This window comes from Rhodoluna lacicola (assembly GCF_000699505.1).
Classification (GTDB): domain Bacteria; phylum Actinomycetota; class Actinomycetes; order Actinomycetales; family Microbacteriaceae; genus Rhodoluna; species Rhodoluna lacicola.
The window spans coordinates 1,388,367-1,401,657 of the sequence record NZ_CP007490.1 but is presented as its reverse complement, the minus strand read 5'-3'; the positions used below and the strand labels follow the sequence as shown (position 1 = coordinate 1,401,657).

At 51.8% G+C, this 13,291-nt stretch carries 15 protein-coding genes and 1 pseudogene; 14 read left to right on the top strand and 2 right to left on the bottom strand.

Translation table 11 applies throughout. The annotated features are described in order from the left end of the window. Positions 1 to 111: 111 nt before the first annotated feature. The 9 genes and pseudogenes from rpmB (at position 112) to RHOLA_RS06785 (ending at position 6,589) form a co-directional block, all read left to right on the top strand. A complete protein-coding gene (gene rpmB / locus RHOLA_RS06820; protein WP_038503406.1) occupies positions 112 to 348 on the top strand; it encodes a 50S ribosomal protein L28 in 237 nt (78 codons plus the stop codon). A gap of 13 nt (positions 349 to 361) precedes the next feature. After that, positions 362 to 532: a 50S ribosomal protein L33 gene (gene rpmG / locus RHOLA_RS06815; RefSeq protein ID WP_038503403.1), complete on the top strand. Its 171-nt coding sequence runs from the start codon at positions 362 to 364 to the stop codon at positions 530 to 532. A gap of 2 nt (positions 533 to 534) precedes the next feature. After that, complete coding sequence (gene rpsN / locus RHOLA_RS06810) at positions 535 to 840, top strand: 30S ribosomal protein S14 (RefSeq protein WP_038503400.1); 306 nt, start codon at positions 535 to 537, stop codon at positions 838 to 840. 148 nt (positions 841 to 988) lie between these two features. After that, positions 989 to 1,057 (top strand): annotated as a pseudogene (locus RHOLA_RS07355) (30S ribosomal protein S14); the annotation flags it as partial. 251 nt (positions 1,058 to 1,308) lie between these two features. Continuing rightward, positions 1,309 to 1,587 (top strand): HU family DNA-binding protein, encoded by a 279-nt coding sequence (locus RHOLA_RS06805; RefSeq protein WP_038503398.1) that lies wholly within the window; start codon positions 1,309 to 1,311, stop codon positions 1,585 to 1,587. 78 nt (positions 1,588 to 1,665) lie between these two features. Continuing rightward, entirely contained in the window at positions 1,666 to 2,115 is a 450-nt protein-coding gene (locus RHOLA_RS06800; RefSeq protein WP_038503395.1) for a methyltransferase family protein, read from the top strand. Next, positions 2,115 to 4,103, top strand: coding sequence for a bifunctional copper resistance protein CopD/cytochrome c oxidase assembly protein (locus tag RHOLA_RS06795; RefSeq protein ID WP_051636370.1), 1,989 nt, complete (start codon positions 2,115 to 2,117; stop codon positions 4,101 to 4,103). Before RHOLA_RS06800 ends, RHOLA_RS06795 begins: the two co-directional genes overlap by 1 nt. Continuing rightward, on the top strand, positions 4,103 to 5,467 hold the full coding sequence (locus RHOLA_RS06790) for an ATP-dependent DNA helicase (RefSeq protein WP_038503392.1): 1,365 nt from the start codon (positions 4,103 to 4,105) through the stop codon (positions 5,465 to 5,467). The genes RHOLA_RS06795 and RHOLA_RS06790 overlap by 1 nt, the downstream gene beginning before the upstream one ends. A gap of 9 nt (positions 5,468 to 5,476) precedes the next feature. Next, on the top strand, positions 5,477 to 6,589 hold the full coding sequence (locus RHOLA_RS06785) for a cytochrome P450 (RefSeq protein WP_038503391.1): 1,113 nt from the start codon (positions 5,477 to 5,479) through the stop codon (positions 6,587 to 6,589). Here the strand turns inward: RHOLA_RS06785 and RHOLA_RS06780 are convergent. Next, positions 6,572 to 6,901, bottom strand: a complete 330-nt coding sequence (locus tag RHOLA_RS06780) for a DUF2834 domain-containing protein (RefSeq protein ID WP_051636369.1) — start codon at positions 6,899 to 6,901, stop codon at positions 6,572 to 6,574. The genes RHOLA_RS06785 and RHOLA_RS06780 overlap by 18 nt on opposite strands. A gap of 40 nt (positions 6,902 to 6,941) precedes the next feature. Here RHOLA_RS06780 and dcd point away from each other — a divergent pair, with 40 nt between their 5' ends. From dcd to RHOLA_RS06765, 3 genes are read left to right on the top strand one after another with little or no spacing between them, the layout of a single operon-like run. Next, on the top strand, positions 6,942 to 7,538 hold the full coding sequence (dcd, locus tag RHOLA_RS06775; RefSeq protein ID WP_038503388.1) for a dCTP deaminase: 597 nt from the start codon (positions 6,942 to 6,944) through the stop codon (positions 7,536 to 7,538). Between the two features lie 20 nt (positions 7,539 to 7,558). Next, a complete protein-coding gene (locus RHOLA_RS06770; RefSeq protein ID WP_051636368.1) occupies positions 7,559 to 8,089 on the top strand; it encodes a copper chaperone PCu(A)C in 531 nt (176 codons plus the stop codon). Between the two features lie 6 nt (positions 8,090 to 8,095). After that, positions 8,096 to 9,310, top strand: a complete 1,215-nt coding sequence (locus RHOLA_RS06765) for a Dyp-type peroxidase (RefSeq protein ID WP_038503387.1) — start codon at positions 8,096 to 8,098, stop codon at positions 9,308 to 9,310. Here the strand turns inward: RHOLA_RS06765 and RHOLA_RS06760 are convergent, their stop codons facing one another. Then, a complete protein-coding gene (locus RHOLA_RS06760; RefSeq protein ID WP_038503385.1) occupies positions 9,311 to 10,633 on the bottom strand; it encodes an MFS transporter in 1,323 nt (440 codons plus the stop codon). It lies immediately after the preceding gene. Between the two features lie 256 nt (positions 10,634 to 10,889). Here RHOLA_RS06760 and dnaK point away from each other — a divergent pair, with 256 nt between their 5' ends. Together dnaK and RHOLA_RS06750 are read left to right on the top strand one after the other, a co-directional pair. After that, positions 10,890 to 12,731: a molecular chaperone DnaK gene (dnaK, locus tag RHOLA_RS06755; RefSeq protein ID WP_038503384.1), complete on the top strand. Its 1,842-nt coding sequence runs from the start codon at positions 10,890 to 10,892 to the stop codon at positions 12,729 to 12,731. Continuing rightward, positions 12,731 to 13,288 (top strand): nucleotide exchange factor GrpE, encoded by a 558-nt coding sequence (locus RHOLA_RS06750; RefSeq protein WP_084321460.1) that lies wholly within the window; start codon positions 12,731 to 12,733, stop codon positions 13,286 to 13,288. The genes dnaK and RHOLA_RS06750 overlap by 1 nt, the downstream gene beginning before the upstream one ends. Positions 13,289 to 13,291 lie beyond the last annotated feature (3 nt).

The following is a 13,291-nucleotide window of genomic DNA, read 5'->3' as shown; positions in this document are numbered from 1 at the left end:
CGCCAAACCGCCTAAACTTGAGCAGTTGCCTATAAGGCGACCGAGATTTAACACACAAGCCTATTTACTGCATTTGCAGCATGTTCTGGCTTGCCCTATCAAGGAGAAGAAATGGCAGCGTATTGCCAGGTGACTGAGACTAAGCCGCAGTTCGGCCACAACGTCTCGCACGCTCAGAACAAGACCAAGCGTCGCTTCAACCCAAACATCCAGAAGAAGACCTACTTCGTGCCTTCACTAAAGCGCAATGTCACATTGCAGCTAAGCGCGCGCGGCATCAAGGTTATTGACGCACGTGGTATCGAGGCTGTTGTGGCCGCGATCCTTGCCCGTGGCGAGAAGATCTAAGGAGCGCCGCTAAATGGCTAAGAAAGACAAGGACATCCGTCCAATCATCAAGCTTCGTTCGACAGCTGGAACTGGTTACACCTACGTGACCAAGAAGAACCGTCGCAACGACCCAGACCGTATCGTTCTGAAGAAGTACGACCCAGTTGTACGTCAGCACGTTGAATTCCGCGAGGAGCGCTAAGAATGGCTAAGAAGAGCAAGATCGCTAAGAACGAGCAGCGCAAAGTCATCGTTGAGCGTTACGCAGAAAAGCGCCTAGCGCTAAAGAAGGCCCTAGTTGACCCAAACTCAACTGACGCCCAGCGCGAAGAGGCACGTCTAGGCCTACAGAAGCTTCCACGCAACGCATCTCCAGTTCGCGTTCGCAACCGCGATGCAATCGACGGCCGCCCACGTGGTGTTTTGGCTAAGTTCGGTGTGTCACGTGTTCGCTTCCGCGACATGGCTCACAAGGGTGAGTTGCCAGGTATCACCAAGTCAAGCTGGTAATCCCAACAGGTTTAAATGCAAGAACCCCGGTCTTTGGACCGGGGTTCTTGCTTTCTGTAAATTTTTTAAGTTACTCGGCTCAGGCCCATCTTCACCAGTGGCGGCTTCGGCCAGCGCGTCTCAGCACAGCTTCGCCCGCGCTCGGGCCTCTCGTGTTCGCTTCCGCGACATGGCTCACAAGGGTGAGTTGCCAGGTATCACCAAGTCTTCTTGGTAATTCACGCAAAAACCGCGTAAATCCAAGGGTTTTGAGCCCCCACGAATTACAAGTTTTAGACAAAATGATCGTCCGGATGGGCGGTCATTTTGCTTTAACCGGGGGATATCGGGCTAAAATCCGCTTCAAATCAAGGGAAATCCGAAAAATCCGCTTGGCAACACGCCGAGCGGGGTGAATGACAAGTTTTTCCTAGGCGATAGCGTGATTCCTGACAGTACGTCACACGTCTAAATGTCCAGGAGGACCAAATGTCTCTAAACAAGAGCGAACTAGTAGCAGCAATCGCTGCAGACACCGGCGAGTCTCAGGCAGCGGTCAACCGCGTTGTTGACTCTTTCTTTGATGTAATCTCAAAGACCATCGTCAAGGGTGGAAAAGTAACCATCCCAGGTTGGTTGTCAGTTGAGAAGGGTCACCGTGCTGCACGTCAGGGCCGTAACCCACAGACTGGTGAAACAATCCAGATCAAGGCTGCTAACACCGTTAAGGTTTCAGCTGGTTCAAAGCTAAAGGCTGCAGTTAAGTAAGTTTTAGTAAAAGAATTCGAGAAGGCGTCCACGAAAGTGGGCGCCTTTTCTTATGTCCTCACGAAGTAGCCTGAACTAATGAACGATAAAACCAAAGGCAACGTACTGGTTGTCCTGCAATTCGCTCTCATTGCAGCGATCCTGTTGATGGCAAGCGATGAGGTCAACGTTCCCTGGATTTATGTCGGTGGAGTGCTCTTTATTGCACCCGGCATCATTATTTTGTTTTTCAGCATCAAACAACTCGGCGGCTCACTAACTGCTAACCCGGTACCGCGCGAGAGTGGCAGGTTGATTGAAACCGGGCTGTATAAATATGTTCGTCACCCCATCTATACCGGGCTATTGCTGGCCACCTTGGGTAGTTGCGTGCAATCAATGGCAGTGGTCAAATTCTTCTTCTGGTTCCTGCTGCTTGCGCTTTTGATTTACAAGGCTCGCTTTGAAGAAAAACTTTTAGCTGCCAAATATTCCACCTACACCGATTACATGAAACGAACCGGAAGGTTTGTGCCTAGGCTTAAGTAATGACCCAATCCCTAACTGCAACTAAGCGCGCATCTGCTGCGTTTGGGTTAGGTATCGGTGCTGCAGTTATTGCACTGATTGCGGGCTTGCTAATTGGCGGGGGAGCAGCCGCCACAGCACTGGCTGACGCCGGTGAATTTGTGCGGCTGATGCAACCAATTGCAAAAGTGGTGCTGAATTTTTCAATGGCGGTTGCAGTTGGAACTTTGATCTTTGCTGCCTTCGCGCTGCCGCAGAACTCGCCCCTGCTTGGCAAGGCACTTGATCTTGCCGCGGGCGCTTCAGTGCTTTGGGCGCTAGCCGGCGCACTAAATTTTCTGCTCACCTACTTGGTGATTTCTGGTAGTTCAATAAGCACCGATGCCACCTTCGGCGAAAGCCTTTGGATGTTCGCAACCTCAATCGAACTTGGTACAGCTCTTGCGCAAAACGCAGCGGCCGCGGTGTTGGTATCGGTGTTGGCTATTGCTTTTAGATCACTGACCGCCACCGCGTTGCTTGCCGCACTGGGCTTGGCGTCGCTGGTGCCGTTGGCCTTGATTGGTCACGCAGCTGGAACAGCAAACCACTCGCTGGCAGTGAATGCAATTGGTGTGCACTTGGTGGCCGTGGTGATTTGGGTTGGCGGATTGGTTGCGCTGTTTACCTTGCGCGGCAACTCATCGCAAGAATCAAGCACCCTAACCAAGCGCTACAGCTCACTGGCGCTGCTGGCCTTTGGCTTGGTGAGCGTCTCTGGCGTATCGTCGGCGCTTATTCGCATAAAAACTTTCGAAGACATCTTCAGCAGCTACGGCCTACTGGTGCTGCTGAAGGTTGCGGCGCTGGTGCTGCTTGGTGTGCTTGGTGCTTTGTATCGCACCCGCCTGATTTCAAAAATCGCCGACAGTGCGCCGGCTATCAAAAACTTCTTTGGCCTGGTGCTGGTTGAGTTCGTGATTATGGGAACCGCCATGGGTCTGGCCACCGCACTCGGCAAAACACCAACCCCAGGTGCCGCCGAATGGATCGATGACATCACACCGGCGCAACTGTTGACCGGCGAACCATTGCCCCCAGAGCTAACGCCAATTCGTTTTCTCACCGAGTGGCGCTTTGATTTGGTTTGGGCGATCGTAAGTTTTGGTGCCATAGCCGCATACCTACTGGGTGTTCGCAAACTAGCAAAGCGCGGGGACAGCTGGCCGGTGGCAAGAACAGTGTCTTGGATTGTTGGAATGCTGGCGCTGTTTTACGTGACATCCGGTGCATTGAACGCCTATCAGGAATACCTATTTAGCATCCACATGATTGGCCACATGATTCTGGCCATGGGAATTCCGGTGCTGCTGGTTCCCGGCGCCCCGGTCACGCTGTTGATGCGCGCGGTTGAAAAGCGTCACGATGATTCGCGCGGAGTTCGCGAGTGGGTGCTTTGGGCGGTGCACACCAAGTACGCAAAATTCGTGGCTAACCCCATAGTTGCCGCGGTGCTTTTTGCCAGCTCACTGGTGACCTTTTACTACACACCGCTTTTTGCGTGGGCCACCAGTGAACACATCGGCCACATGTGGATGGTCGCGCACTTTCTAATTACCGGATACCTGTTCGCGCAGGCGCTTATCGGTATTGATCCCGGTCCGGTTCGTTTGCCTTACGCGGCGCGATTGCTACTGCTGATTGCCACCATGGCCTTCCACGCGTTCTTTGGTTTGAGCCTGATGAGCGGCAGCGGCCTGCTGCTTGCCGATTGGTACGGCGCCATGGGCCGAACCTGGGGTGAAGCACCGATAGACGATCAGCACACCGGCGGTGCGATTGCCTGGGGCATTGGTGAAATTCCAACCGCCATGCTCACAATCATTGTCTCTGTGCAGTGGTTTAAATCCGATGCCCGCGACGCAAAGCGCTTGGACCGTCAAAGTGACCGAAGCGGAAATCGTGATGTTGAGGACTACAACCAAATGCTTGCCAAGCTTGCCGCACGTGATGAGCGAGGCAAAAAGTAGTGGACATCGTGGAACTCTCTCGCGAGCAACAGAATCTTTTTGATTACATCGAAAACTCTGAGAACAATATTTTTGTGACCGGACGAGCCGGCACTGGCAAGTCAACGCTACTTACCTACTTCATTGAGAACACCAAGAAGCGGGTTGCGGTTTGTGCTCCAACCGGAGTTGCCGCGCTAAATGTTGGTGGTCAGACCATTCACTCGCTGTTTGGTTTTCCTTTTGGCTTGCTAGCCAATGAAGACCTTGGTCGGCACATGCATCGCCGCACTCGCGAAGTGCTAAAGACACTAGACGTGTTGGTGATTGATGAAATCTCAATGGTGAACGCCGACATGATGGACGCAATCTCACGTGCCATGGGAATCGCTCGAGGAAAGCGCAAGATTCCATTCGGTGGTGCACAGGTAGTGATGTTTGGAGACCCATATCAACTTGCACCGGTCCCCGGCAACAACGAAGAGCGCGCCTACATGGCAGAGAACTATCAGAGCTCGTGGTTCTTTGATGCGCACGTTTGGCGTGAGGATACCTTGGAGCGCTATGAGCTCAACGAAATTTTTAGACAGCACGACGAGCACTTCAAAGAAATTCTTAACGCCATTCGCGATGGCTCATGCACCCAAGAGATGCTGGACTATCTAAATCAGTGCGGTAATCGCTTTCCACAAAACGAAGAAGTGATTCGCTTGGCTACCATCAATGAATCGGTGAACGCGGTCAACCGTACCCGCATGGAGAAGTTGAAAACCGAATCCAAAAAGTTTGACGCAATATTTAGTGCCGCAGACCAGCAGGCCTTTGGTCGCAACCTGCCTGCCGAACCAGTGCTTGAGCTCAAGGTTGGCGCTCAAGTGATGTTCATCAAGAACGACGATGCCGGCAAGAAGGCCAGCGACGGTTCGTCGGTTAGGCGTTGGGTGAACGGCACTATCGGTCACGTGGTTGAAATGCCAAAGTCCGGTGGGGTCAAGGTTGAAGTTGACGGCGAAATTTTTGACGTTGGCCGCTCCACCTGGGAGAAGGTGCGCTACGAAATTGAAGAAGAGTTCGACGAAGCCACCGGCAAAACCCGCGAGGTGCTGATTGCCGTGCCACTGGCCGAGTTTCAGCAGATTCCGCTGCGCCTGGCCTGGGCCGTCACGATTCACAAGTCGCAGGGGCAGACCTACGACGAGGTGGTCATCGACATGGGCCGCGGCGCCTTCAGCCCGGGGCAGACCTACGTTGCGCTATCAAGGGTGCGTTCACTTGAGGGCCTCTACCTAACCCGCGCGATTCGCATGAGTGACGTGATGGTTGACCCCGATGTGCTCCGGTTCATGGGCGCCCACCGCCAAGCACCAATCGAAAAGCTGTTTTAGGCTGAAGCCATGACCGCTCGTAAAGAGATCACTGGCTATCACGAGGTTCGCGCCGCCGCGCGCGACTATGAAACTTACTCAAGTGATTTGCAGGGCGATCGCGATGTTCGAAACTATCGCCAGCTGCCGCTGGAGGTTGACCCGCCAAGACACCAACTTATTCGCCGCGCTATTCAGCCCCTGTTTCTGCCAAAGACAATTGAGGCACACGTTCCAGAGTTCACGGCGATTGCCAAGCAACTAATAAAAGAAATAAACGCTCGACTAGATGCGGGCGAAATTGTTGAGGTCGGCGACGAACTAGCGCTTCCCTATGTGGTTCGCTGCCTGACCATTATTTACAACCGCCCACAGGATTACGAAGAGTGGTTGAGCTGGGGCCCAGACGTTTGGACCGCCGAGTCACATGGCACCGATGAAGAAGCGCGCGCTGCACACCGAGAAAGAAATTTTGATGCGCACACCTCAAGATCTGGAGTGAAGTTGCAGACCTATCTTGATCGCGTATTTGACGAGGCCGACGCAAATCCAAAAGAAGACCTGTGGGGATTCATTTCAAAACTTGAATTTGATGGCGTGCCAATTACAAGAGTAGAAATGCAAGGCGCAGCAAATGTGATGCTTGCCGGCGGTCGCGACACCGTTGTGAAACTTATCACCGGTTTAATTTGGCACCTGATTAATTCTGAACAAGATCGCGAGTTTCTTACTCACACCCCGGATGCACGCAACGGTGCGATTGACGAGATGCTGCGTTTCCTGACTCCGTTGTCAAAGATGGAGCGCGTGCCGCGTGAGTACGTAGAAATTCCTGATGACCAAAGAGACACCAGCAAGTATGTGCTATTGAGTTTTGTGTCGGCAAACTACGACAAAACAGTTTGGGAAAATCCGGAGCAGATTGATTTGCACCGCAAGAAGCAGCCGCACATGGCTTTTGGTTTTGGTCCGCACACCTGCATGGGCATGGGAATCACCGAGCACGAAACCAGAACTCTGTTGAATGAATTGCTAGATGAGTGGCCGGGTTGGAAGTTTGCCGGCGAACCAGAGATTTACTGGTTGGAAGAATCGGACTACAAGTACATTGACCGATTCAAAGCGCTAAGAATTACTCGCTGACCTTTTAGCAATTTTTAGTTCGCGCATCGCCAAAAAGAATGGAAAGGTTGCTGCCATTGCGGTGACCCCAGAGAGCAATAGATAAAGCCAGACTCTCTTCATGCCCAAACGCTTCGCCTCAAAAATCATGAAGGCCGAACCGGCAATGGCAACAATGGTTAGATCCAATGAGAGCACTAGGTCTACCTCGCTGCCAAACCAAGCCGCCAGGTAATCCTGAGCTTTCATGACGGCAATGCCGTTGTAGTACCAGGCGGTGATCAGGCCAACGGCCGAAAGAATGAAAAAGAACCGTGCTCGCTTATTAGCCATGCCCTAATCATGCTCCTTTAGTTGGCGGTATTCTTGAGCCATGCTTATGTCAGACCGCGATATCCGCGCATCCATCGAGGCCGGCCAGATTGGCCTAGAGCCGCTAGACATGGATCTGCTTCAGCCGTCATCTTTTGACGTGCGAATTGACCGCTTCTTCAGACTCTTTGACAACCACCGATACGCCTACATTGACCCAGCCGAAGACCAGTCAGAGCTGACTCGCCTAGTCGAGTGCGCTCCTGACGAGCCGTTTATTCTGCACCCGGGCGAATTCGTGCTGGGCTCAACCTACGAATTTGTGAAGTTGCCAGACAACATCGCCGCACGCCTTGAGGGCAAGAGCTCACTGGGCCGCCTTGGCTTGGTGACCCACTCAACCGCGGGTTTCGTTGACCCTGGCTTCAACGGTCACGTGACCCTTGAGCTCTCGAACATGGCCACGCTGCCAATCAAATTGTGGCCCGGCATGAAGATTGGCCAGCTGTGTTTCTTCCAGTTGTCATCGCCGTCAGAGACCCCATACGGTTCAGAGAAATACCTAAACCGATACCAAGGTCAGCGTGGCCCAACAGCCTCGCGCTCGTTCATGAACTTCCACCGCACTGATGTTGGGAACACTCCTTTAGAGCAGTAATTCTGGCTTAAACTGGAAGTATGCAAATTAGAAGATTTTTCTTAATTTCCGTTCTCACAGCTTTAGCCCTAACCCTTGGTGCTTGCGCATCTAATCCCGAACCGGCACAGCAGTCAAAACTTGCGGCTATCGGTGTGGCCAACAAATGGGTCAAGGCCTCTGAATTTTCAGATCAGGTTGGCGGCATGACCGGTGTATTTGCCGACATCACCAACAACACTGATGCCCCGATTCGGCTAATTGGCGGCGAATCTAGCTTTGCCAGCATGGTTGAGGTGCACGAGGTGGTTGACGGCAACATGCGCATGCGCGATGGCGGAATTGAGATTGCCCCAGGTGAAACTGTTTCGCTGGAACCGGGTGGATTGCACGTGATGCTCATGGGCCTTAGCAAAAAGATTGCCCCCGGTGTTGAAGTTGATCTGAAACTTACTTTCAGTGGCGACTTTGGAGATCAAGAGACCACCACAATCACACTTGAAAAAATGTTGGCTAAAGAATCGGCAGCTGGTGAAGAAAATTATTCACCAATGCCAATGACAGCTAAGTAAAAGTAATTGCTGACTCGTCGACAAATACTTCTAGGCTCCGTTGCCGCAACCGGAGCAGGAGTCGCGGCAACTATTTCTGGTGCAGCAGCGGCCGAAGAATATCGCAAGGGGTATGCGGCCGCAGAACTTGCCAGTGAAACAAAACTAGCCAAAAGTAAAACGGCGTGGAGCGGTGACCACCAGGCGGGTGTGGAATCACATCCGCAGGCACACACAAATTTTATTGCGCTTGATCTGAAAGCCGGAATTACAAAAAGTGACATGCTGCGCTGGATGGTTATTCTCACCGATGACATCTCGCGCATGTGTAACGGTGTTGCAGCCCTTGCTGATCCGGCACCGGAGCTTGTGGTTGGTGCAGCAAACCTAACCATCACAGTTGGCTTTGGCCCCGGTGTATTTGAAAAATTCAATTTGCAAGATCAGCTTCCTGCCGGTTTTGCGCAACTCCCAAGTTTTGCAATTGACGAACTTGATAAAAAAATTAGCGATGGCGATGTGTTGATACACGTTGGTGCCGATGATCTGCAACTCCTTAGCCACATCACTCGCAACTTAATCAATGACAGTGAATACTTTGCAAACCTACGCTGGTTGCAGAGTGGTTTTACTCAAGCGGTTGGTACTTTGCCAGCGGGAACCACTCAACGAAATCTAATGGGCCAGGTTGACGGCACAGACAATCCAGAAATCGGTAGCGATGATTTTGCCAATCGCGTTTGGATTAGCGATGGACCTGAGTGGGCGATTGGTGGAACACAACTTGTGCTGCGCCGCATCAAAATGAACTTGAATACATGGAACATGCTTGGCCGTACTGAGAAAGAAGAAGTGATTGGTCGCCATCTAGATTCGGGTGCTCCGCTTGGAAAAAAGAATGAGCGCGACCCAATCGATTTTGAAGCGACGCGAGCAGATGGCCTTCAGGTAATTCCGCCGTTCGCACACATTCGTCGTGCCTCGGCGCAGAACCCGGACGAGATTTTCTTTAGGCGCCCATTCAACTATCAGGTGCTTGATGAACAGGCTAAAGAGCTGGAGTCGGGTTTGCTTTGGACCGCCTACGCCAAAGACCTAACTAAGCAGTACTTGCCGGTGCAGCAGCGCCTGGCCAAATTTGATCTACTGAATAAGTGGACCACCCCGATAGGTTCATCGGTGTTTGCAATTGCCGCGGGATTTAAGCCCGGTGAGGTGCTTGCCGAAAAACTCTTTGGCTAATTAGATCGTTTCTGCGACCTTAGGTTTTGGATCAACGCGAAGCAGCAAGATCAAACCAACTAGCAGGATCAACATCAGCCCCCAGATGCCCCAGACGGTGTTGTTCTTTTCAACGCCAAACACAAACGACAATGAAATCGCTAAGCTCCACATGGTGCCAGACAAGAAGCTGACTGCACGACCGGTTAGTTGATACATACCAAATACCTCACCTTCGCGACCAGCTGGTGCAAAGCGAGAAACAAAAGTTCTTGATGATGCCTGCGCAGGACCAACGAATAGGCAAAGAATTAATCCGCCAATCCAGTAGGTGATTGGCCCGGCACCCGCAAATACAAACACACCGGTTCCGGCAACGATCAAACCAATCAGTGAAGCAACGATGATTGTGCGCGAACCAAGAAGGTCATCAAGACGACCGCCAACTGCAGCGCCGATACCGGCTACAAGATTGCCGGCAATACCAAAGAAAATAATTGATGTCTGATCAAAACCAAAGGCCAGGGTTCCAAGCACCGCACCAAAAGTAAATACACCGGCTAGACCATCGCGATAAATTGCTGATGAAATTAAGAACTTGAAAGTCTCTGGCGCTTGCTTACGCAAGGTACCAATTTCACGAATGGTTTGTTTGTAAGCAGCAACCACACTCATTTTTTCATAGCTGGTCTTGCGCTTGGTTTCTGGAACGCGAAGCATCATTGGAATTGAGAAGACTGCAATCCAAATTGCTGCAAACAAAAATACTGAACGCACTGGCAGTGCATCTTCTTGCGGAATACCAAACCAGGCAACATCTGGAAGTACAAAACCAATTAGTGCAATTAGAAGCAAAATAATTCCGCCGGCGTAACCTAGTCCCCAGGCGTAACCAGAAATTCGTCCAATGGTTTTTGGAGTCGAAACGCTCGAGAGCATTGCGTAGTAATTAATGAATGCGGTTTCTTGAACGAAACTACCCAGACCGTAAAGAATCAAACCAAAGATGAAGAATTCTGGTTTGGGTTCAATAAAGAAACTCAGCGCGGTGATGATTACCAATACATATGTATTGAGCATCAGCCAAAACTTGCGACGGCCCGCTTCATCAGAACGACGACCGATAACCGGTGCGGTGAGAGCAAGAACCAACCCCGCGATTGTGGTGGCTAGGCCAAGCTGCACATCGGGCTTTTGATCCATGGTTGCCACGGCGCTGGCCAGGTAGACCGGAAAGATAAAGGTCTGCATGAGGGTGGGGTAAGGCTGCTGTGCCCAGTCCCACAGGGCCCACGAAAATGTGCCGCGAATTTTTACCCTGGTTGCTTTAGCCACTTTGCTCATTGCTACAGATTACTTGTGCAGGGTTACAACATGTAGGTTCATCGGCCTGATTTATTGTTCGGCTGGAAGACGCAATTAGACGGGTCGACATTGCGAAGCACCGGGAGACCCGTCAATTGGGTTTCCAGCCACCCGAAACTTGAGTCGAGAAGACTTAGATTTTCCTGAGAATACTTGACAGGTTTGGATCAAAGTGTGAAACTTGAGTCAAATCGGCTCAAGTTGGGCCATATTTGGACAAAAAAGGAGACAAACCATGGCTCGTGCAGTAGGTATTGACCTAGGAACCACCAACAGCGCCGTATCGGTGCTTGAAGGTGGCGAACCAACTGTTATCGCTAACGCTGAGGGTTTCCGCACCACCCCGTCAATCGTGGCTTTCACCAAGGATGGCGAAGTTCTAGTGGGCGAGACCGCTAAGCGCCAGGCAGTGACCAACGTTGACCGCACCATCGCATCGGTGAAGCGTCACATGGGAACCGACTGGACCTTCAACGTAGACGACAAGAAGTACACCCCGCAGGAGATCAGCGCCCGCATTTTGGCAAAGCTAAAGCGCGACGCAGAGACCTACCTTGGCGAGGCAGTTACCGACGCCGTTATCACCGTTCCTGCTTACTTCAACGACGCTGAGCGTCAGGCAACTAAGGATGCCGGTGAGATCGCAGGTCTAAACGTTCTTCGTATCATCAACGAGCCAACCGCGGCTGCACTTGCCTACGGTTTGGACAAGGGTAAAGAAGACGAACTAATTCTTGTATTTGACCTTGGTGGTGGAACATTTGACGTTTCACTTCTTGAGGTTGGAAAAGATGAAGGCTTCTCAACTATTCAGGTTCGCGCAACATCGGGTGACAACCGCCTTGGTGGAGACGACTGGGACCAGCGCATCGTTGATCACCTAGTTAAGAAGTTCAAGGAAACTTCTGGCGTTGACGTATCAAAAGACAAGATTGCACTTCAGCGTTTGAAAGAAGCAGCTGAGCAGGCGAAGAAAGAATTGTCACAGAGCATGTCGGCAAACATTCAGTTGCCATACCTATCGCTGACTGAGAATGGCCCAGCAAACTTGGACGAGACATTGACTCGCGCACAGTTTGAGCAGATGACAAACGATTTGCTTGAGCGCACTCGCAAGCCATTCAACGATGTAATCAAGGAAGCCGGTGTAAAGGTTGGCGACATTGCACACGTTGTTCTTGTTGGTGGTTCAACTCGCATGCCTGCAGTTACCGAGCTTGTAAAGTCACTTACCGGTGGTAAGGAACCAAACAAGGGCGTTAACCCCGATGAAGTTGTTGCAGTTGGTGCATCGCTTCAGGCTGGTGTTCTAAAGGGTGAGCGTAAAGACGTTCTACTTATTGACGTGACTCCACTATCACTTGGTATTGAAACCAAGGGTGGCATCATGACTAAGTTGATCGAGCGCAACACTGCGATTCCAACCAAGCGTTCTGAAACTTTCACAACTGCTGATGACAACCAGCCATCGGTGTCTATTCAGGTTTACCAGGGTGAGCGTGAATTCGTTCGCGACAATAAGTCACTTGGAAACTTTGACCTAAGCGGCATCGCACCAGCACCACGCGGTGTGCCACAGATTGAAGTGACCTTCGACATCGACGCCAACGGTATCGTGCACGTATCTGCGAAAGACAAGGGAACCGGTAAGGAAGCATCTGTGACCATCACCGGTGGATCTTCACTTTCAAAGGAAGACATCGAGCGCATGGTTCGCGAAGGTGAAGAGCACGCTGCTGAAGACAAGAAGCGTCGCGAAGAAGCCGACACTCGCAACCAGGCAGAGAGTCTTGTTTACCAGATCGAGAAGCTGATCAAAGAGAACGACGAGAAGCTACCTGAAGATGTGAAGACCACTGTTCAGGCAGACGTTGACGCTCTGAAGACTGCGCTCGCCGGAGAAGACATTGACGCTGTAAAGGCCGCAGTTGAAAAGCTAAACGAGTCACAGCAGAAGTTGGGCGAGGCAATTTATGCAGCGCAGCCAGCTGAGGGCGAAGCAGCAACAGAGGCAAATGCTGAAGATGTTGTTGACGCTGAAGTTGTTGACGACGAGACCGAAGAAGCTAAGAAGTAATGCCTGAGGAGTTTCAGGACGCTGCGGCCCAGGAGAACACTGGCTCGGAGGAGACCCAGTCTCCTTCACCAGATTCTCCTGCTGCCGAAGCGGACGAGATTGATCAGGCATTAGCGGACCTTGTAGACGAGACTGGCCCGATCAGCAAAGAGGCCGAGCTTCTTGCTGATCTCCAGCGTCTGCAGGCCGAGTTTGTGAACTACAAGGCGCGCGTTGAGCGTGACCGAGATGTTGCAAGAAGCGCCGCGATTGCCGAGGTTCTGCGCGCGATGCTTCCTGCACTAGATGACCTAACTCGCGCCGAGGCACACGGAGACCTAGAGGGCTCACCGTTTGCCGCAGTGGTTGCCAAGTTGCGGAATGCCGGTGACAAGTTTGGACTAAAGCAGTTTGGTGAAAAGGGCGACAAGTTTGACCCAGAGATCCATAACGCTTTGGTGCAGAACCCGTCAGCTGAGGTCACTGAAAACGTAGTTGCCGATGTCGTTGAGCCAGGCTACATGCTTGGCGAACGACTTCTTCGACCAGCAATGGTCGCCGTAAATATTCCTGCCTAAAAG